This window comes from Candidatus Thiodictyon syntrophicum (assembly GCF_002813775.1).
Lineage (GTDB): Bacteria > Pseudomonadota > Gammaproteobacteria > Chromatiales > Chromatiaceae > Thiodictyon > Thiodictyon syntrophicum.
The window spans coordinates 2,814,593-2,832,532 of sequence record NZ_CP020370.1 but is presented as its reverse complement, the minus strand read 5'-3'; the positions used below and the strand labels follow the sequence as shown (position 1 = coordinate 2,832,532).

Genomic DNA, 17,940 nt, shown 5'->3' with positions numbered 1-17,940 from the left:
TTCGCTATGGAGCCAACGCCAGAGCTATGGAACGCATTCCATAAAAGCCTCTGGTCCGCCCCCTGGATACGCCGCCACCAGCCCTCCCTGACGAGCATTGATGTCTGTTTTTTAACGAGTTATTAATCCCTGTCGAAGAAACCTGCTTCTGGCACGCCAGATGCTTTATACCCATCAAGCGACCGAGTCGGCAGGATGCCACACCGGGAAGCCCTGAGCCCGCCGGCAGTATCAAGCGGATCAGGGGACTCCCCCGGCGGGGTGGGGGCGCAGGGAGGCGCAATGTGACCCAGGCCCGGTAGGTTCGCTTTCGGCGCACATCACGTGCATGTCAAATCACTCTCAGAGGGTAAAGAAAATGGCAAAAGTCGCCAACTCCACCGATTCCTCCAGCCTGGCCGAAGTTGTTGACCGCATTCTGGACAAGGGCATCGTGATTGATGCGTGGTTGAAGGTCTCGCTCGTCGGTATCGAGCTGCTCGCCGTGGAAGCCCGTGTGGTCATCGCCTCGGTTGAGACCTACCTGAAGTATGCCGAAGCGATTGGCCTCACCGCCCCGGCGGCGGCGCCGGCCTGATCGCGCTCTCGCGCCAATGGGGTGCCGCTCCGATGCCTTAGGCATCGACCCTGAGCGGCACCTTGTGCCGGGTCAGGTGGCAAGCCGCGCCGAACCCGGTTTTACGGCTGCGCGGGAACCCGCCTGCTCCGGGTCCGAGATTCGCAATTAGTACGAGGAGCAAGCCATGGGCCGTTTTACTGAAGATATGGGGCGGCTGCGCGACGAGATCGAGTCCGAGCGCATCGCCCGTCAAACCCTGATCGCCGACACCCGCCAAGAAGTCACGGAGGCCGCACACGCCTTCATCAGTGACTTGAAGAACACGGTCGGAACCCTGCAGGCCGATTTCCGGGCCGAACATGCCGACATGGCAGAGTCCGCCCGCTCGGATCGCAACGCCTTTCTGGCCCGCCTGGGCGGCGCCGTCGCCGACATCCGGGTCGCCGCGGCCGAGCGTCAGGCGAGCGTGCGCGAGGCACTGGCCGAGTCTGCGGCGCAGGCGCGCGACGAGCGTGCCCAGTCGAATGCGCAGATGCGTGACGAGGTCGCCGCGCTGCAGGACGGTTTCAAGCACGCGCGCGGCGTGATGGCGATGGAGGTGCGGGCCGCCGGTCAGTCCTTCGTCTCCGGCATCGTCGGTGCCGTGGCCGACATCCAGCGCGACACCATGCAACTGGTCGGTGACTTCGCCGGTGAGCGCAGTGCGGGTCGGGCGGCCTGGCGCGGTGCGGCCCCCAAGGCCGCGGCCCCGGCACGGGCCAAGCCCCAGCAGGCAGCACCGGAAGCGGCCAAGCCGGCGGCGGCCAAGCCGCGGCACAAGGCGGCGGCGCCGGCTGAGGCGGTCATGAAGCCGGCCGAGAAGCCGACCTTGGACGAGGTACGCCCATCCCGCGGCGCAAGCGACGAGTCCATGCAGTAGACTAGGGGTCCGGCACCCTGCGTCAGCGCTGCCGGACCGGTGACTGCCGCTGTCGGCAGCGCGTGAGTGGTCCAGGGACGGACCCCGACGGGGTCGGCACTTAGACCGAACGAATCAGTATTCAAACCGCCGCGTGGGATCAGCCGCCGAGTCGCGGGGCCGCGCGCCCTTCAAGCCAGGACAAGAATCGATGAGCGTCCAGAACCTCGAACAGGCGTCAGAGGTCCCCACGGTGAACAGTGACAACGTGCAGCCCGAGGCGAGCGAAGAGTTCGTCTGCACGCCATTGGTCGAATCCCTGGCCGACCGTGCCTCGGCCTATCTCGACGCCGGCTACCCGGTGCACCTGGCCGGTCCCGCCGGCACCGGCAAGACCACCCTGGCCTTTCATGCCGCCGCCAAGCGCGGGCGCCCGGTCAAGCTGATCCACGGCAACGACGAGTTCGGGGTCGCCGATCTGGTCGGCCAGGACAACGGCTACCGCCGCAACACCTTGGTGGACAACTATATCCACTCCGTGGTCAAGACCGAGGAAGAGGTCCGCACCTTCTGGATCGACAACCGGGTCACCACCGCCTGTATCAACGGTGAGACCCTGATCTATGACGAATTCAACCGCTCCCGCCCGGAGGTCAACAACCTCTTCCTGAGCATCCTGGGCGAGGGCATCTTAAATCTCCCCAACCGGCGCCACCAGGGCGCGGGCTATCTCCAGGTCCACCCCGAGTTTCGGGTGATCTTCACCTCCAATCCGGAGGAATACGCGGGCACCCACAAGACGCAGGACGCCCTGATGGACCGCATGATCACCATGAAGATCGGTCACTATGACCGGGAGACCGAGATCCGTGTCACCCAGGCCAAGTCCGGTCTGCCCGCGAGCGAGGCGGCCATCGTGGTCGACATCGTGCGCGAACTGCGCGGCCAGAGCGTCAACCACCATCGCCCGACCCTGCGGGCCTGTATCGCCATCGCGCGCGTGATGGCCAGCCGCAAGCTCAGCGCCCGTGCCGACAACACCTTCTTCCGCGACATCTGCCGCGACATCCTGGACATGGACTCCGCCAAGGTCCGGCGCGACGGCAACAGTCTGACCGAATCACCGGCCGACGAGGTGATCGCGCGCATCAGCGGCCGGTCACGCCGACCCAAGGCCGTCGAAGCGGAGAGCTGACATGCCCAAGTTCACTCAGCCGTCACGCACCGTGCGTGACATCAAGACCCTCGCGGGCAAGGCCGACGACCTTCTCACACCCCACAAGATGTATATGCGCCTGTTCGCGTTGGAGACGGAACGCCACCGTCGGAAGCAGGAGCGCCTCAGCGCGATGCTGCGGGTGACCAACATCGATGCGCGTTGTGCGGAGATCGACCGGGAAAAGGAGCAACTGCTGGGCCTTCTGGGGGTCGAGTCCATCCCCGCACAGATACCGGCGGCGGCACTTGCTGACGGCGCCCAGGCGGCGGGCGCGCGCCCGTCGCGAGGATCACCGCAGGGTGACCCCCGGCGCACCCGCCCCCGCGCCGCGGCGCAGACGCCACCGACCGAGACGGTTAGCGCCGAACCCGTTAAGATTCGCTACTGAATCCTAACGACGGCGGAGAAACACTGATGCTTATTCATTGTATGTATTGCGGTCACTCTATCGAACTCAGCGAGGCCTATCACGACTACCAGGGCCCCCTGCGTTGTGCGGTGTGCAAGAGTCTGATGACGGTCCGCGTCGAGGAGGGGCAATTGCGCTCCATGGAGGCCACCCCCAAGGCCCCGGCCCCGGCCGCGGCGCTCAAGGCGCGCCCCGCCCACCCCGGCTAGGACCCATCGAAACCACCATTGAAGCCAGGCGCGGCCCGTGGCCGCCACCTGCGCAAGAGGTCAAATGATGCAAGAGGCAAGCCAGCAGACCGCGGCGGTCGGGCACTATATCTACGCGATCATCCCCGACCAGGGCCGGCGGAGTCTGGGGAACATCGGACTGGAGGAGACCGAGGTCTATACCATGGGCGACGGGCGCGTCGCCGCGGTGGTCAGCGATCTCAACAGCGCGCGCATCCGCCCCCAACGGCGTAACATGGCGGCACACCAGGAGGTGCTGAAGCAACTGCTGCGCGACCTCACCCCCCTGCCGGCCGCGTTCGGTCTGGTGGCGGACGACGATGCCGCCATCTCGAAAATTCTGAAGGATAACCGGACGGCCTTTCTGGACCAGTTGGCGCGGGTGAACGATGGCGTGGAGATGGGTCTGCGCATGACCTGGGACGTTCCCAACATCTTTGAGTTCTTCGTCGGCGCCCACCCGGAGCTGCAGGAACTGCGCGACGACTATTTCCGCGACGGCGGTAACCTGACCCAGGACCAGATGATCACCCTGGGGCGCAGCTTCGAGCGCCTGCTGGAGCAGGACCGGGAGAAGTACACCGAGCAGGTCGAGGCCGTGATGCGCAGTTGTTGCCGCGAACTCAAGCGCAACAAGTGCCGCACTGAAAAGGAGATCATGAATCTGGCCTGTCTGGTGAACCGCGCCGATCTGGAGCGCTTCGAACAGGCGGTGCTGCAGGCGGCACGCCCCTTCGACAACAATTATGCCTTTGATTTCAACGGGCCCTGGGCACCGCACAACTTCGTGGAAATGGACATCCGATTGTGAGCGCCCGGCCCTTCCCAAGCTGACCTGGCGGCCGGTGCCCATCCGCACCCGGCCGTGCCCATTGGAGGTGTTCCGTGTTGCTGGTCGACGATCTGCTGGCCGCTCCCGTCAAGGGAATCCTCTGGGTCTTTCGCGAGATCGAAAACGCGGCCAAGGAGGAACAGCGCTCGCGACGCGACGGGATCATGGCGTCCCTGAGCGCGCTCTATGTGTCACTGGAGCAAGGCGAGATCACCGAGGAGGTCTTTGACGACCGGGAACAGACCTTGCTCGATGAACTCGACGCCCTGGATGCCAAGGCCGATGCCGAAGGGTCCGATGAGGACGATGACGATGACGATGAGGAAGAGGATGGAGACGAATACGAGGAAGCCCGCGAGGTGCCCGCCCTGGTATCCGACCCCGCCACACAGGAGCCGCTGCGGTCATGATGCTCGCAATTGGTGAACGGGCCGAGACCCCCGCGGACAGCTTTCAGGACCTCCAGCGGGTCTCGTTGTGCGAGGCCTTGGACCGCATCCTGAACAAGGGGGCCGTGGTCTCCGGCGAACTGACCATCGCCGTCGCCAACGTGGACCTGCTCTATCTCAGCCTGCAACTGGTACTCACCTCGGTCGCGACCGCACGGCGGGAGTTCGCCCATGGCTAGCATTCGATCGCTGCACACCACCCCCACCGCGGCACCGGTCACGGCCAAGGCGGTACCCAAGGTCCCACCGGCGGCCGACCCGACCGGGGCGCCGGAGACCGCGCGCCCGATCAACCTGCTGGCGGACCTCTTGGAGACCAAGGTCGCCGCGACCAGTCGCCGCATCGACATCGATCCCGAACGTGTACAAAAGGGCCTGGGCCAGTTGGTGCTGACCCTGGTAAAACTGCTGCATGTGCTGCTGGAGCGCCAGGCGATCCGACGCATGGACAGCGGTGACCTGAGTGACGACGAGATCGAGCAGGTGGGTCTGACCCTGATGCGGCAGACCGAAGAGATCGATCGCCTGCGCCGCCTCTTCGACCTCGAGGAAGAGGACCTGAACCTCGACCTCGGCCCGCTCGGAAAGCTTTTTTGAGATTGCCACCATGTCCATGCAACGCGCCACCCTCACCCACTCCACCAACAGCACCAGTGTCGCCGACCTGCTGGAGCGCGTCCTGGACAAGGGCATCGTCATCGCCGGCGATATCCGCATCAAACTGGTGGATATCGAGCTGCTCACCATCCAATTGCGGCTGGTCATCTGCTCCGTCGACAAGGCGCGCGAGATGGGTATCGACTGGTGGTCCGACAACGCCATGTTCAAGGGGCTGACCAGCAAGGACGCGACCGGCACCCTGCCGGCCGCCCAAGCCGCCCCCGCATTGGCGCCGCCGGTGCAGGACACCACCGCGCTGGAGGATCGGTTGGCCCGGCTGGAGGCCCTGCTGCTGAAGCAGTCCGCCTCCGCCGAGGTCCCCGTTTAGACCTTCAAGGCCAGCACCGCCATGTCCGGCACCGCCAAACGGGACCAGGAACCCGGCTCCCACGCGCTCACCGAGCCGCGCGCCCTGATCTATTGCCCGGTCATCCACAGCGTCGTGGACCTGGGCGCCTTGGGTAAGCCCGTGCAGTCGGCCGCCCGCACCGCCCTGGGCGCTGAGGCCTGGCGACGCCGGGTGCACACGGTCGATCAGATGTGGAACGAGATCGAGCGGCTCATCGAGGGCATGGATCTCAATCCGGAGCGCACCCGGCTCTATCAGGACGGGCTACCCATCTGCGAACACGAACTCGATATCGTCAAGGAGATGACCTACAAGGGCAGCCGCAACCACCGCATCCTGCTGCGCCTGCACACCCGCGGCGCCCTGCTGATGGGAACCGAATCCGCGCCCCTGTTGCTCCAGGAATACAACCTGGCCAAGCGCCTGCTGGACCCGGGACAAGGGGCGCTGGACGGCGACGCACGCGACGCCCTGCAGATGCACGCCCGGGTACTGCTCAAGGCACGTGACCGCTTCATCGCCGAACGGATCAACTCGACCCTGGCCCCTGGGGACCTGGGCATCCTGTTCCTGGGGATGCTCCACGACATCACCCCCTGGCTGGACCCGGACATCCAGGTCGCCTATCCACTGGGTACGCCGGTCGGGTCGGATACGGTCGCCGCCCAGCCGGAGGACGAAGGTCCTCACTGAATCCCGCGGGGCCCGGACACCCCGGAGCCAAGACGGTCCGCGCCCACACGCCGGCAGCAGCGGATCGCATCGAACAAGCAACACGGCGCATCAGGCTGAAGGCCGGCGGTTGACCGCCGATCGCCCACTAACGAGGTAACGACAGATGATTAACCGCAAACGTCAGGCAGGGTCGGTGGATGGTTTTCTCGGTGGACTCTCCACACTGGTCGAGAAGCTCAGTGAATTGGCCGAGAAGGGCGATCAGCTCAAGCGCGAGGGCAACTTCGAGGTCCAGGGCGGCGACGGCAAGAACTTCAAGGGGATGTATGGGTTCACCGTCCGCAGCGGGATCGGCGGCGACCGCGACGAGGTGAAGGTGGAGCCCTTCGGCAATATCAAGCGGGACAAGATCACGGGGCATGCCGTGGTCCAGGAGGTCCGGGAGCCGGTCATCGACATTTTCGACGAACCCGATCAGGTACACCTGGTGGCCGAGATGCCGGGGGTGGCGGTCGAGGCCGTATCGGTCGAGGTGGCAGAGGACATCCTGACGCTGCGCGCCGGTAAGGGCGAGCGCTCCTATTACAAGGAGATCGTGCTCCCTGCCCACTGCACCAATGAGGGTCTGACCATTACCTGCAACAACGGCGTGGTCGAGGTCAAGTGCCCCAAGGTAAAATCCAATGCCACATAAGAGTAAGCCGATGAGCGACAACGGCGAATTGAGGCTGAAGGTCTCGGAGGCCCTGAGCAAGGACGTGGGGCGCGCCTTCGCGCGCATGGACCCCGCCGACATGGCCCGCCTGGGCGTGGCCATCGGCGACATCGTGGAGGTCGAGGGCAAGCGCCGTGCGGTGGCCAAGGTACTGCCGGCCTTCAAGGAGATCCGCGGTCAGGGCCGGGTGCAACTCGATGGCATCAGCCGCGACAACGCCGGCGCCGGGCTCGATGAATTCGTGCTCCTGCGCGTAACGGAGCACGCCCCGGCCGAGCGCATCACGCTCGCCCCCACCACCGTCACCCCCAGCGAGCGCGACCTGCCCTACATCGGCAGCCTGCTCGACGGCCTGCCGGTGCGCGAGGGCGACCGGGTGCGGGTAACCCTCTTCGGCAGCCGCTCCACCGACTTCCGCGTGGTCGGCACCGCCCCGCGCGGCACCGTCATCATCAACCCGACCACCCAACTGGTGATCAGCGGACCCAAGGGCCAGAAGGGTGCGGCCGCCAACGCCGGGCCCAATCCCGTGTCTTACGAGGACATCGGCGGTTTGAAGCCCCAGCTCCAGCGCATCCGCGAGATGATCGAGCTGCCGCTGCGCTATCCGGAACTCTTCGACCGGCTCGGCATCGACGCCCCCAAGGGGGTGATGATGTACGGCCCGCCCGGATGCGGCAAGACCCTGATCGCACGCACCATCGCCGCCGAGGCCGAGGCGAACTTCTTCTCCGTGAGCGGACCGGAGATCATCCACAAGTTCTACGGAGAGAGCGAGGCGCACCTGCGCAAGATCTTCCAGGAGGCCGCGGCCAAGGGGCCGAGCATCATCTTCCTGGACGAGATCGACGCCATTGCCCCCAAGCGCGAAGGCACCCTGGGCGAGGTCGAGAAGCGCGTGGTGGCCCAGTTGCTGGCCCTCATGGACGGGCTCAATGCGCGCCAGAACCTGATCGTCATCGCCGCCACCAACATCCCCAACAGCATCGACCCGGCGCTACGCCGGCCCGGGCGTTTCGACCGGGAGATCGAGATCCCCATCCCGGACCGGGACGGCCGCCTGGAGATCCTGGACATCCACAGCCGCGGGATGCCGCTCGCCCAAGACGTCAGCATGCGCCAACTGGCGGACGTGACTCACGGCTTCGTGGGCGCGGACTTGCAGGGACTGTGCCGTGAGGCCGCGATGAGCTGCCTCCGCCGCCTGATGCCCGAACTGGACCTGGGCCTGGACGCGGTGCCCTATGAGCGCCTGGCCCAGCTTGAAGTGCGCATGGACGACTTCCTCGACGCCCTGCATGAGGTGGAGCCGTCCGCCATCCGCGAGGTCTTCGTCGAGATCCCCAATGTCAAATGGGAGGACGTGGGCGGCCTGCACGAGACCAAGGAACTCCTGCGCGAGGCCGTGACCTGGCCGCTCAAGTACCCGCACCTGTTTGAGCAGGCCGGGGTGCGCCCGCCCAAGGGCATCCTGCTGGACGGCCCGCCCGGCTGTGGCAAGACCATGCTGGCCAAGGCGGTCGCCAATGAGACCCAGGTCAACGTGATCTCGGTAAAGGGGCCGGCCCTGATGTCCAAGTATGTGGGCGAATCCGAACGCGGCGTGCGTGAGATCTTCCACAAGGCCCGTCAGGCCGCCCCCTGCATCATGTTCTTCGATGAGATCGACGCCCTGGTCCCGGCCCGTGGCGGCAGCGGCAGCGACAACCCGGTCGGCGAGCGGGTCTTAAGCCAGTTCCTGTCCGAGATGGACGGGATCGAAGACCTGCGCGGGGTGCTGGTCTTGGGCGCGACCAACCGGGCGGACATGCTGGACCCGGCGATCCTGCGGCCCGGACGTTTCGATGAAATCATCCGCATCCCGCTGCCGGACGACGAGGGGCGCCAGGAGATCTTCAAGGTTCACCTGAAGGGCAAGCCGGTAACCGGGGAGATCGACATCGGGGCACTGGTGAAGGCGAGTGCCGGATTCAGCGGGGCCGAGGTCGCCGCCGTCTGCGCCCGCGCCGCGCTCGCGGCCGTGCGCCGAGCGGTCGCCTCAATCGGCGAGGAGTCGGACCCGAAGGACCTGGTGGTCCAGGTCACGATGGCCGACCTGACGACCGCCGTCGACGGCGTGCGCATCCGCTGAGCAGGCGATAGGTACTAAAGTCGGGGGGGACCTGACCGGTGCGTCCTGGGTAATCCGGGGCGCGCCGGTCCTTGTTTGGGCGCCCGGAAGGGACGGGGCCGCGAATGAACGCAAACAGACGCAAGTAGAAAGAGCTTTGGAGTCCAAGGCTTCAGCCTTGGATGGGCGGACCAAGGCTGAAGCCTTGGACTCCGAAGGAGTTCCACCCTGACTTAGTTTCGGAGGAAGTCGATGACCAAGCGAGGGAATAGACCACCCCGCAAAGCGCGCCATCAGCGGCAGCTTCCTGCCGATCAGGGAACGCTCGAACCAGAAGTAGCGAAGGTCCCCGCAGCGACCGGCAACAAACGCCTTATCCCACTGGATGAGCCGGGTGTCTTCGCCGTCTTTGCTGACCGCGACTTTAGTCTCGAGCCCGACTTCGGCGAGTTCCATGAATTCCCCCTGATGACGAACGATGTCCGCGGTAGTCTGAGCCAGGCTCTCGAGTCAGCGATCACGAGCGGCAACATCGGACTGCAGCTCGCGCGTGGGGCCTATGAGGCGCGATGCCTGGTGCGACTTGCTCCCGAAACTCTGCAGATAGCAGCAAGTTCGGGCGCGTCACCCGGCGTCCGGAACCCTTTCCGAAAGGTAACGCGCAACCAATGTCCAACAAGTCAAGACGCTTCATGTGTAATAGCGAGGGGTCGACATGCAGATCACATTAGATATCCCGGATCAATTAGGACAAAAGCTGGCGGCACTACCGGACCCACAGGGATTCGTCATTGACCTACTGGCCGAATCCCTGACCGGCGGCCTGAGCCAGGACGAATGGTGGCTGCTCTTGGAGGAAATCGAAGGGATCGCGGCGGATACTGGCATCACGGACCTTGCCGAGCGCCATGACCACTACCTCGGCGCCATCTGATGAAGACGATTTTCGTCGACACCGCCGCGCTGGTTGCACTCGGCAACAAGGATGACCAATGGCATGCTCAAGCGATCCAGGTTAGCCGTCAACTTACATTGACAGGATGCCGTTTTGTCACTACGGATGCGGTTCTGTTTGAAGTCGGCAACACCTTTAGCCGAGCCGCGTATAAGGGCGTGGCCCTACGGCTGATCCAGACGGCTCGCCAATCGCCTCGTTGGCGCTGTGTTCCGCTGGACTCCCGCTTGCTTGAAAATGGGCTGGCGCTGTTCAGGAAAATGTCGGACAAGGATTGGAGTCTTACGGATTCAATCAGCATCGTTGTCGCATCCGACTTTGGAATCGGACAGGTCTTCACCACTGATCATCATTTCACCCAAGCGGGACTCACTATTCTGCTACGACACTCATCCTGACGGGGGAGTCGAAAGGTTGCAGCGAGGTCCGTGATCGAGACGCCCAGCGGGATACTGATGCCGATCCAGCGGCAACTCAGGCGGGAAGTCCATGGAACATCCTGCCTGCTCCGGTATCAGTTGATACGCAGCATATCACCAAGCGGTTATGAATCAAGGCTGAGATCCTTGTTTCCGAACCATCGTGATTGGCACATTCCCGTCCCCCAATGTACGGCGCCGATTCAGGGCGCCCCCACCCCAAGCCACAAACTGACCGCCGCGATACCCAGGGTCGCGACCGTCACCGGTACGCCCACCCGCGCGTGGCGTCGCCAACTGATGCGGATGCCGCGCCGCTCGGCCGCCTGTACGACGATGATGTTGGCGATACTGCCGACGATGAACAGGTTGCCCGCCAGGGTGCTGGAGAGTGCGAGCAGCGTTGCGCCCTGCGGGTGGGCCGACGCCAAGGGCAGCAGGAGCATCACGGCGGGGACGTTTGAAACCAGGTTGCTGAGCAGGAAGCTGGCGGCGAAAAGGGGTGCCGGGGCCTGCAGGTCGACCCCGGCGGCGGCAAGCCCCGCCACCGCCTGGGCCGGGAGTCCGGTCTGCTGCAAGGCCCCATTGATGATGAAGAGCCCCATGAAGAGGACCAGCAGTTCCCAGTCCACCAGCCCCAGCATCCGGCGCGAGTGCAGCCGCCGACTCGTCAGCAACAGGCCGGCACCGGCCAGGGCCATCAGGTCCCGCGGCCAGGGGACGAACAGAAAGGCGGCAAAGAGCAGGGCGGCAACGACCAGTCCCTTGGCACTCTGCCAGCGGTTCAGGGGGCGACCGGGTTCCGGGTGGCCGGCGGTGTTGGGTCCTCGCTCGTCTGAATGGACCGACGGGGCGGGCACTCCAGCCGGCAGTTCCCAGCGCCCCCAGGTCAGGAGCCCGATCAGCCCCCAGGTCACCAGCAATCCCAGCACCACCGGCAGCGCGGCCTGCGCCAGGTACCCGGGGAAGGATAAGTGCAGGGTTTCCCCGATCAGCATGTTCTGGGGGTTGCCGATCAGGGTGGCGGCGGAGCCCAGGTTGGCGGCGCAGGCGAGCGCCAGCAGAAAGGGCACCGGGTCGAGCCGCCGGGCGATACACAGATCCGCCAGCACCGGGGCCATGGCCAGGCAGACGATGTCGTTGCTGAAGACTGCCGACAGACTGGCCGCCACCGCGATCAGTGCCCCCAGGAGGACCAGGGGGCGCACCGGGAGCGCCCCCAGGCGGCGCGCCGCCCAGTCATAGAAACCGCCCAGGCGCAACTGGGCTGACACCACCATGAAGGAGAACAGGAGGATCAGGGTCGGGGCATGGATGGCGGCCAGCGCCGCTTGCTCCGACACTGCCTCGGTGGCGACCAGGGCGATGGCCCCCAGCAGTGCGACCCCGGTCCGATCGAGCTTCAGAAACGGTAGCCCGCCCAGGATCATGCCCAGGTAGGTCAGGGCGAAGACGGTGAGGATCACGGGGGTCATGCGCGGCGCCGGGGTAACATGGAAGCAGCGAGTTTACCCCCACTGAACGTCGCGATCGGTCCGCAATCTGCGCCCGATCCCGCACCCGTCGCCGCGGCGGCTGGTACCTGGGCCCGCAAAGGTGGCCGGTGCATTCGTCGCGGCCTGGGGGCCGCTCCTACACGTAGGAGCGGCCCCCAGGCCGCGACGGGTTACCGCAAGGGCTCAGTCAGTCGCCGGCGCCCGCCGGGAGTTCAGTCGCCGTGGGCGTAGATATAGGTCTGGCCAGAGCGCAGGCGCCCGTCGAATGAATAGGCGTCCTCGCCGCGCGGCTGCGGCAGATCATCTGAGATCATGGTCATCTCGTCACCGAAGACGCCGGTGATATCGACCTTGCAGTTGCGCATCAGCCGGAGAAAGGGACGGCCGTCATCCCATTCCATGTCGAAGATATCGCGGTCGTCGGCGCCCGTGCTCGTCATGGCGATGACCAGGGAACCCGTGATGCTGACCCGGCTGCTGGTGATATTCACGCCGTCTTCGTTGGGGGTGGTGACGGTCAGATCCCGCAGGGTCAGGTCCGAGTTCTCGATATCCACCCCGTCATCGCCGCTGTATTGCGAGTGCAGTTCGCCGATCTCCCATTCGCTGCCGGTCACGGCAATGATGTTGATGGCATCGATGTCATCGCCGGCGTCGTCATCCTTAGTCGCGGCGGATTCAGCGGGCCGTAATGAATCAGCGTGCCCAAGGTAGGAGGCATAGAGTGCGTCAGCGCTGAAACGGGAGGGTCTGGTGGTGAAGGTGACGGCCAACTTATCCTTTTCCGCAATGCTCGCCGAGCCCAAAAACGACACCCCCGCGTTATCGGCATACGCCGCGATGTTGTTATCGGCGCCGCCGGCCTTGAGATACACCGTGCGGGCAGTGAGCTGCGATCCGGAATCGAAGATCAGCGCCGATTTCCCGGTGACGTTGCCCGCGGGGGTCGGATAATCCCCATTCTTGATCAGGATCGTGCTGTGGTCGCTGATGACCAATTGCACACCGGCGCGGACATGTATCTCACCGGTAACCACATAGATATGGTCAGCGGACCACAGCGTATCACGCGCGATGTGCCCCGTGATTTCAACGATTGATTTCGGCGCGGCGGCGACGTGGTTGGTGAACGACAGACCAAGCACGACCAACGGCAGCAAACTGACCTGTGACATGATAACCTCGCATGAGTCGAAAGTGACCGGGGGACCCCGGCGTTCAGGCGAGGAAAGCATGGCTGTCGACCGCCCTGAGCGGCGCGTTTTTTTGGCCGGTGCCGCCGGCTGAAGCCGTCGACCTCAGGGTTGCGCGGACCTGTTGCGGCCCGCGGGTTTCCGGCAAGCCGACGCTGCGTGCACCGTGCGCCTGCATGTCAGCCGGCAAGGTGGAAAAGCCCTGTCGGGCGGCGGGCGTGAAATCGCTGGAGAACAGCAGGATAAAGGTCGGCGCGTGGATGGCCGCCGATACCGCCGGCTCCGACACCGCCGCGGTGGCGATCAGGGCGATGGCCCCAGCAGCGCGACCCCGGGGCGATCGAGCTTCAGAAACGGCCGCCCACCCAGGACGATCGACGCCATTGCTCCGGCGGCGCAATGCAACAGGTTGCGACGACCCGTAGGGTGCGCCGTGCGCACCTCTTCCGAGGCCCAAGTTGACTACAAGACCACAGTTCATCCCCAATCGCCGCAAGGTGCGCACGGCGCACCCTACCGGAACCAGGGCGGCTCACCGAAATCGCCGTCGCCGAACTCCGGAGCCAGTTCACCCCAATGCTCCGGATAGAGTCCCGCACCGACGCTGCGCGAAAAGGTCGACCAAGGCCAATCCCGGGCGGCGACGGTATAACCGTGCTTTACCGGGTTCCAATGGACATAGTCGAAATGGCGCTCGAAATCCTGGTCGTCGCGAATCAGATGCTCCCAGAAGCGGCGCTGCCAAAGATTGCCTTCGCGGCGCCGCATCCGTGATTCGGACCGCGGCCTCAGACCGGGAATCGGCGCCGACTGGGTCACCAGGCGTTTGATTTGGGACCAGCGAACGCTGTAGTCCGCATCGCCCTCCGGCAGGGTCCAGATGCAATGAAGGTGGTCCGGCATCAGCACCCAGGCATCGACATGGAATGGCCGCTCGCGGCGCACGGTCAGCACCGCCTCGCGGAGCGCCGCACGCACCTGCTCGTCGGTAAGGACCGCCGCCCGTCGGTCGTATAACGAAAGCGTAAAGAAATACGAACCGCCGGGCATCCGAATGCGATGGTAATCCGACATGATGGCTGTCCCCGCAAATGGTCGTAGGGTGCGCCGTGCGCACCTCTTCAAAGGCCCGATAAGACCAAGAGATCGCACACCGGCCGCGCCCGCGGGGAGGTGCGCGCGGCGCACCCTAATCCAGTTGCGTCAGGTCCCGCACCGCCCCCCGCGCCGCACTGGTGGTCAGCGCGGCATAGGCGCGCAGCGCCGCTGAGACCTCGCGCTGGCGGTGAACCGGCCGCCAGGCGTCCCGGCCGCGGGCGTTCATGGCCTCGCGGCGCGCCTCCAGGACCGCGGGGGCGACCAGCAGCGCGATGCGCCGGTTGGGGATGTCGATCTCGATGCGGTCGCCCTCCTCCACCAGCCCGATCAGGCCGCCCTCGGCCGCCTCCGGCGAGACGTGGCCGATGGAGAGCCCGGAGGTGCCGCCGGAGAAGCGCCCGTCGGTGACCAGGGCGCAGGCCTTGCCCAGCCCCTTGGACTTGAGATAGCTGGTGGGATAAAGCATCTCCTGCATCCCCGGACCGCCCTTGGGGCCCTCGTAGCGGATCAGCACCACCTCGCCCGGCAGGATGCGGTCCGCCAGGATCGCCGCCACCGCCGCCTCCTGGCTCTCGCAGACCCGCGCCGGCCCGCTGAAGGTCAGGTTGGCGGCGTCGACCCCGGCGGTCTTGACGATGCACCCGTGCTCCGCGAGATTGCCGTAGAGCACGGCCAGTCCGCCGTCCAGTGAATAGGCGTGCGCCAGGTCGCGGATGCAGCCGTCGGCCCGGTCGAGATCCAGGTCCGGCCAACGGCTCGACTGACTGAAGGCGACCTGGGTGGGGACGCCGCCGGGGGCGGCCAGATAGCGGGTGCGCGCCGCGTCGGCAGCCGTGTCGCGGGCGATGTCCCAGGCGTCCAGGGCGTCACCCAGGGAGCGCGCATAGACCGTGGGGCAGTCGCGGTGCAGCAGTCCGGCCCGGTCCAGTTCACCCAGGATACCGATGACCCCGCCCGCACGGTGTACGTCCTCCATGTGGTACTTCTGGGTGGAGGGGGCGACCTTGCACAGGTTCGGCACCCGGCGGCTCAAGGCGTCCATGTCCGCCATGCTGAAGTCCACCCGCGCCTCGTGGGCCGCCGCCAACAGGTGCAGCACGGTGTTGGTGGAGCCGCCCATGGCGATGTCCAGGCTCATGGCGTTCTCGAAGGCGTCGAAGCTCGCAATGGCCCGCGGCAGGACGGCGGCGTCCTCCTGCTCGTACCAGCGCCGCGCCAGGTCGACCACGAGGCGCCCGGCCTCCAGGAACAATTGCTCCCGGTCGGCATGGGTGGCGAGCAGGCTACCGTTGCCGGGCAGGCTGAGCCCCAGGGCCTCGGTGAGACAGTTCATGGAGTTGGCGGTGAACATCCCGGAACAGGAGCCGCAGGTCGGGCAGGCCGAGCGCTCGATCGCGGCCACGTCCGCGTCGCTCTCGCGGGCGTCGGCGGCCGTGACCATGGCGTCCACCAGGTCGAGCTTGAGGTCACCCTTGCCCGCCAGGTGCACCTTGCCGGCCTCCATCGGGCCGCCGGAGACGAACACCGTGGGGATGTTGAGCCGCAGCGCCGCCATCAGCATCCCGGGGGTGATCTTGTCGCAGTTGGAGATACACACCAGCGCGTCGGCGCAGTGGGCATTGACCATGTACTCCACCGAGTCGGCGATGATGTCGCGCGACGGGAGCGAATAGAGCATGCCGCCGTGGCCCATGGCAATGCCGTCGTCGATGGCGATGGTGTTGAATTCCTTGGCAACACCGCCGGCACGCTCGATCTCGCGCGCGACCAACTGGCCCAGATCCTTCAGATGCACATGACCGGGGACAAACTGGGTGAATGAATTGGCCACCGCGATGATGGGCTTGTCGAAGTCACCGTCGGTCATGCCGGTGGCGCGCCACAGGGCGCGGGCGCCGGCCATGTTGCGGCCGTGGGTGGTGGTGCGGGAACGATACTGGGGCATGATGGTCTCTCGCTGGTCGGTGCCACCGCGCGCGGTCCTCGTCTGCCCTGACCCTGGGCAAGCGCCGCCGGGGTCGGTCCTTAGCGATTGAACCGCGAACGAAAGCAGCGGACTATACACCAGATGCCTCAGGGGCAGGGCCCCACCCACCGCCGGAGAACGCCGCGATGAAACACCAGTCCCGGCTGCCGATTGCCCTGCTGTTCGCGGGGGCCGCGGGCCTCTGCGCCGCGGCCGGCGGCAACGTCACCGACGACGACTGGCCGCGCGGGCGCGGCGACCGGCACGCGGCGCCGGACACGGCGGGGCCCGGGCGCTGGGTGCCGGCGCTCCAGGGTCCGCCGCCCGCACCCGCCGCGCGCCAGACCGGCCGGATCAGACCCGCCGACCTGGTCCGGGTCCAGGTCTTTCAGGTGGATGAGCTGTCGAGCGAGGAGCGGGTCGATGCCGACGGCCGCATCCTCCTGCCGCTGCTCGGGCCGGTGGCCGTCGCCGGCCTGACCCCCCGGGAGGCGGCGGCGCGCATCGCCGCCCTGCTGCGTAAGGACTATCTGCAAGACCCGCGGGTGGACCTGGACCTGAAGGAGTCCGCGAACCAACAGGTGACGGTGTTGGGGTCGGTCAAGCGCTCCGGGGTCTTCCCGCTCCAGGGTGAGACCAGCCTGCTGCAGGCGATCGCCCTGGCCCAGGGGTTCGACCCGCTCGCCAAGCAGAGCGGTGTGCTGCTGTTCCGCGCGGACGCCGCCGGTCGCCCGGTCGCCTATGTGGTGGATGCCGCGGCCGTGCAGCGGGGGGAGTTGCGTGACCCGGTGCTGGTCGGCGGCGACCGGGTGGTGGTCCCGGAGTCGGGCGGCGCCGTGCTCCTGAAGGGGGCGACCGATACCCTGCGCGCCCTATTGCGTATCCCGTTCTAAATAGCGAGTCAAGAACAAGTTAAACACACACGCAATCGCTGTCGTTGTCGTTGTCGTTGTCGTTGTCGTTGTCGTAATCGTAGAAGCGATGCACTTTAGGGTGCGGGAGAATCCAGGGCGCTACGATGACCTCGATTACGACAACGACAACGACGCGACGACCATTCCCTAGCGGACTTGTTTAACTATTCGTGAACCGTTCCTCGATCAGAGTCAGTTTTCGCCTATGACCATCCCCTCCCCCCCCGGCGAACCGCCGACAGCGCAGACCAGGGCCTTGACGCCCATTGGCGGCCGGCGGGGTTTACCCCGGCGGGTCGGCAGCGGGCCGGTCTGGGTGGAGCAGGCGCCGCGGCCGCGCGGCCGCGCCTGGAGCGCTCTGCTCCGACGCCGCTGGTCAATCGGTACCGTCTGCCTGATCGCGCTGGCCGCGGCACTCATCGCCAGTCTCCTGACGACCCCGCTCTACCGCGCTTCGGTGTTGCTCCAGATCGAGCCTGACCCGGGTCCGCGGCAGGGTTCCGGGCAGGCTACCGGGCCGACCCCGACCGCCGCCGCGGCGCCGGCGGACGCGCCCGACACCAAGGACTTCTTCGAGACCCAATACGCCTTGCTGCGCAGCCGCACCCTGGCGCGCCGGGTGATCGACCAACTGGGCCTCACCCGGTCACCGGCCCTGACCCCGGCGGCGCGACTGCCCTGGCTGCGCGACCTGATCGGGGCCGGCGAGCGCCTGCCGGCGGACCTGGGGGCCGGGGGGGGGCACCCAGGGCCGCGCCCGACCTGGAGACAATCTTCCTCGCCAACCTGACGGT

At 66.1% G+C, this 17,940-nt stretch carries 22 protein-coding genes; 17 read left to right on the top strand and 5 right to left on the bottom strand.

Annotated features, from left to right (window positions below; all coding sequences use genetic code 11):
- Window positions 1-358: 358 nt before the first annotated feature.
- The 15 genes from gvpA (at window position 359) to THSYN_RS11855 (ending at window position 10,458) form a co-directional block, all read left to right on the top strand.
- Complete coding sequence (gene gvpA, locus THSYN_RS11925) at window positions 359-577, top strand: gas vesicle structural protein GvpA (protein WP_020503491.1); 219 nt, start codon at window positions 359-361, stop codon at window positions 575-577.
- Window positions 578-743: 166 nt separating this feature from the next.
- Window positions 744-1,478: a hypothetical protein gene (locus tag THSYN_RS11920; RefSeq protein WP_100919342.1), complete on the top strand. Its 735-nt coding sequence runs from the start codon at window positions 744-746 to the stop codon at window positions 1,476-1,478.
- Between the two features lie 190 nt (window positions 1,479-1,668).
- The gene (gene gvpN / locus THSYN_RS11915; protein WP_100919341.1) at window positions 1,669-2,652 is read left to right on the top strand and encodes a gas vesicle protein GvpN; all 984 of its coding nucleotides are present in this window, start codon (window positions 1,669-1,671) and stop codon (window positions 2,650-2,652) included.
- A 1-nt stretch (window position 2,653) separates the two neighbouring features.
- The gene (locus THSYN_RS11910) at window positions 2,654-3,064 is read left to right on the top strand and encodes a hypothetical protein (RefSeq protein ID WP_100919340.1); all 411 of its coding nucleotides are present in this window, start codon (window positions 2,654-2,656) and stop codon (window positions 3,062-3,064) included.
- A gap of 26 nt (window positions 3,065-3,090) precedes the next feature.
- Window positions 3,091-3,294: a hypothetical protein gene (locus tag THSYN_RS11905; RefSeq protein WP_157817613.1), complete on the top strand. Its 204-nt coding sequence runs from the start codon at window positions 3,091-3,093 to the stop codon at window positions 3,292-3,294.
- A 64-nt stretch (window positions 3,295-3,358) separates the two neighbouring features.
- Window positions 3,359-4,126: a GvpL/GvpF family gas vesicle protein gene (locus THSYN_RS11900; RefSeq protein ID WP_236848872.1), complete on the top strand. Its 768-nt coding sequence runs from the start codon at window positions 3,359-3,361 to the stop codon at window positions 4,124-4,126.
- A gap of 74 nt (window positions 4,127-4,200) precedes the next feature.
- Window positions 4,201-4,557 carry a gas vesicle protein GvpG gene (locus tag THSYN_RS11895; protein ID WP_100919338.1) on the top strand — a complete coding sequence of 119 codons (357 nt, stop codon included), beginning with the start codon at window positions 4,201-4,203 and terminating at the stop codon, window positions 4,555-4,557.
- Window positions 4,554-4,775, top strand: a complete 222-nt coding sequence (locus tag THSYN_RS11890) for a gas vesicle protein (protein WP_100919337.1) — start codon at window positions 4,554-4,556, stop codon at window positions 4,773-4,775. The genes THSYN_RS11895 and THSYN_RS11890 overlap by 4 nt, the downstream gene beginning before the upstream one ends.
- Window positions 4,768-5,193 (top strand): gas vesicle protein K, encoded by a 426-nt coding sequence (locus THSYN_RS11885; protein ID WP_100919336.1) that lies wholly within the window; start codon window positions 4,768-4,770, stop codon window positions 5,191-5,193. The genes THSYN_RS11890 and THSYN_RS11885 overlap by 8 nt, the downstream gene beginning before the upstream one ends.
- 10 nt (window positions 5,194-5,203) lie before the next feature.
- Window positions 5,204-5,584 (top strand): gas vesicle protein, encoded by a 381-nt coding sequence (locus THSYN_RS11880; protein WP_100919335.1) that lies wholly within the window; start codon window positions 5,204-5,206, stop codon window positions 5,582-5,584.
- Window positions 5,585-5,605: 21 nt separating this feature from the next.
- Window positions 5,606-6,298: a hypothetical protein gene (locus THSYN_RS11875; protein WP_100919334.1), complete on the top strand. Its 693-nt coding sequence runs from the start codon at window positions 5,606-5,608 to the stop codon at window positions 6,296-6,298.
- A gap of 145 nt (window positions 6,299-6,443) precedes the next feature.
- Window positions 6,444-6,974 (top strand): Hsp20/alpha crystallin family protein, encoded by a 531-nt coding sequence (locus THSYN_RS11870; protein ID WP_100919333.1) that lies wholly within the window; start codon window positions 6,444-6,446, stop codon window positions 6,972-6,974.
- A 10-nt stretch (window positions 6,975-6,984) separates the two neighbouring features.
- The gene (locus tag THSYN_RS11865) at window positions 6,985-9,126 is read left to right on the top strand and encodes a CDC48 family AAA ATPase (RefSeq protein WP_100919332.1); all 2,142 of its coding nucleotides are present in this window, start codon (window positions 6,985-6,987) and stop codon (window positions 9,124-9,126) included.
- A gap of 694 nt (window positions 9,127-9,820) precedes the next feature.
- Window positions 9,821-10,039: a hypothetical protein gene (locus THSYN_RS11860; RefSeq protein ID WP_100919331.1), complete on the top strand. Its 219-nt coding sequence runs from the start codon at window positions 9,821-9,823 to the stop codon at window positions 10,037-10,039.
- Entirely contained in the window at window positions 10,039-10,458 is a 420-nt protein-coding gene (locus THSYN_RS11855; protein ID WP_100919330.1) for a type II toxin-antitoxin system VapC family toxin, read from the top strand. The genes THSYN_RS11860 and THSYN_RS11855 overlap by 1 nt, the downstream gene beginning before the upstream one ends.
- Before the next feature lie 224 nt (window positions 10,459-10,682).
- Here the strand turns inward: THSYN_RS11855 and THSYN_RS11850 are convergent, their stop codons facing one another.
- The 5 genes from THSYN_RS11850 to ilvD form a co-directional block, all read right to left on the bottom strand.
- Window positions 10,683-11,954 carry an anion transporter gene (locus tag THSYN_RS11850; protein WP_100919329.1) on the bottom strand — a complete coding sequence of 424 codons (1,272 nt, stop codon included), beginning with the start codon at window positions 11,952-11,954 and terminating at the stop codon, window positions 10,683-10,685.
- Window positions 11,955-12,187: 233 nt separating this feature from the next.
- Window positions 12,188-13,150: a hypothetical protein gene (locus THSYN_RS11845; protein ID WP_100919328.1), complete on the bottom strand. Its 963-nt coding sequence runs from the start codon at window positions 13,148-13,150 to the stop codon at window positions 12,188-12,190.
- A gap of 43 nt (window positions 13,151-13,193) precedes the next feature.
- Window positions 13,194-13,649 carry a hypothetical protein gene (locus THSYN_RS35270; protein ID WP_157817612.1) on the bottom strand — a complete coding sequence of 152 codons (456 nt, stop codon included), beginning with the start codon at window positions 13,647-13,649 and terminating at the stop codon, window positions 13,194-13,196.
- A gap of 32 nt (window positions 13,650-13,681) precedes the next feature.
- A complete protein-coding gene (locus THSYN_RS11835) occupies window positions 13,682-14,242 on the bottom strand; it encodes an REP-associated tyrosine transposase (protein WP_100919326.1) in 561 nt (186 codons plus the stop codon).
- Between the two features lie 115 nt (window positions 14,243-14,357).
- Entirely contained in the window at window positions 14,358-16,211 is a 1,854-nt protein-coding gene (gene ilvD / locus THSYN_RS11830; RefSeq protein ID WP_100919325.1) for a dihydroxy-acid dehydratase, read from the bottom strand.
- Between the two features lie 167 nt (window positions 16,212-16,378).
- Here ilvD and THSYN_RS11825 point away from each other — a divergent pair, with 167 nt between their 5' ends.
- Both THSYN_RS11825 and THSYN_RS11820 read left to right on the top strand, forming a co-directional pair.
- Window positions 16,379-17,125 carry a polysaccharide biosynthesis/export family protein gene (locus tag THSYN_RS11825; protein WP_100919324.1) on the top strand — a complete coding sequence of 249 codons (747 nt, stop codon included), beginning with the start codon at window positions 16,379-16,381 and terminating at the stop codon, window positions 17,123-17,125.
- A 226-nt stretch (window positions 17,126-17,351) separates the two neighbouring features.
- A complete protein-coding gene (locus THSYN_RS11820; RefSeq protein WP_100919323.1) occupies window positions 17,352-17,936 on the top strand; it encodes a Wzz/FepE/Etk N-terminal domain-containing protein in 585 nt (194 codons plus the stop codon).
- Window positions 17,937-17,940: the final 4 nt, after the last annotated feature.

What these genes read in the sequence shown, in the direction of transcription:
- THSYN_RS11880 (WP_100919335.1), top strand. Translation starts at nt 5,204, where the DNA reads ATGTCCATGCAACGCGCCACCCTCACCCACTCCACCAACAGCACCAGT.
- THSYN_RS11860 (WP_100919331.1), top strand. Translation starts at nt 9,821, where the DNA reads ATGCAGATCACATTAGATATCCCGGATCAATTAGGACAAAAGCTGGCG.
- THSYN_RS11905 (WP_157817613.1), top strand. Translation starts at nt 3,091, where the DNA reads ATGCTTATTCATTGTATGTATTGCGGTCACTCTATCGAACTCAGCGAG.
- THSYN_RS11870 (WP_100919333.1), top strand. Translation starts at nt 6,444, where the DNA reads ATGATTAACCGCAAACGTCAGGCAGGGTCGGTGGATGGTTTTCTCGGT.
- THSYN_RS11920 (WP_100919342.1), top strand. Translation starts at nt 744, where the DNA reads ATGGGCCGTTTTACTGAAGATATGGGGCGGCTGCGCGACGAGATCGAG.
- THSYN_RS11820 (WP_100919323.1), top strand. Translation starts at nt 17,352, where the DNA reads ATGACCATCCCCTCCCCCCCCGGCGAACCGCCGACAGCGCAGACCAGG.
- ilvD (WP_100919325.1), bottom strand. Translation starts at nt 16,211, where the DNA reads ATGCCCCAGTATCGTTCCCGCACCACCACCCACGGCCGCAACATGGCC.
- THSYN_RS11865 (WP_100919332.1), top strand. Translation starts at nt 6,985, where the DNA reads ATGAGCGACAACGGCGAATTGAGGCTGAAGGTCTCGGAGGCCCTGAGC.
- THSYN_RS35270 (WP_157817612.1), bottom strand. Translation starts at nt 13,649, where the DNA reads ATGAACTGTGGTCTTGTAGTCAACTTGGGCCTCGGAAGAGGTGCGCAC.
- THSYN_RS11825 (WP_100919324.1), top strand. Translation starts at nt 16,379, where the DNA reads ATGAAACACCAGTCCCGGCTGCCGATTGCCCTGCTGTTCGCGGGGGCC.
- THSYN_RS11890 (WP_100919337.1), top strand. Translation starts at nt 4,554, where the DNA reads ATGATGCTCGCAATTGGTGAACGGGCCGAGACCCCCGCGGACAGCTTT.
- THSYN_RS11855 (WP_100919330.1), top strand. Translation starts at nt 10,039, where the DNA reads ATGAAGACGATTTTCGTCGACACCGCCGCGCTGGTTGCACTCGGCAAC.
- THSYN_RS11900 (WP_236848872.1), top strand. Translation starts at nt 3,359, where the DNA reads ATGATGCAAGAGGCAAGCCAGCAGACCGCGGCGGTCGGGCACTATATC.
- THSYN_RS11835 (WP_100919326.1), bottom strand. Translation starts at nt 14,242, where the DNA reads ATGTCGGATTACCATCGCATTCGGATGCCCGGCGGTTCGTATTTCTTT.
- gvpN (WP_100919341.1), top strand. Translation starts at nt 1,669, where the DNA reads ATGAGCGTCCAGAACCTCGAACAGGCGTCAGAGGTCCCCACGGTGAAC.
- THSYN_RS11910 (WP_100919340.1), top strand. Translation starts at nt 2,654, where the DNA reads ATGCCCAAGTTCACTCAGCCGTCACGCACCGTGCGTGACATCAAGACC.
- THSYN_RS11885 (WP_100919336.1), top strand. Translation starts at nt 4,768, where the DNA reads ATGGCTAGCATTCGATCGCTGCACACCACCCCCACCGCGGCACCGGTC.
- THSYN_RS11850 (WP_100919329.1), bottom strand. Translation starts at nt 11,954, where the DNA reads ATGACCCCCGTGATCCTCACCGTCTTCGCCCTGACCTACCTGGGCATG.
- THSYN_RS11845 (WP_100919328.1), bottom strand. Translation starts at nt 13,150, where the DNA reads ATGTCACAGGTCAGTTTGCTGCCGTTGGTCGTGCTTGGTCTGTCGTTC.
- gvpA (WP_020503491.1), top strand. Translation starts at nt 359, where the DNA reads ATGGCAAAAGTCGCCAACTCCACCGATTCCTCCAGCCTGGCCGAAGTT.
- THSYN_RS11875 (WP_100919334.1), top strand. Translation starts at nt 5,606, where the DNA reads ATGTCCGGCACCGCCAAACGGGACCAGGAACCCGGCTCCCACGCGCTC.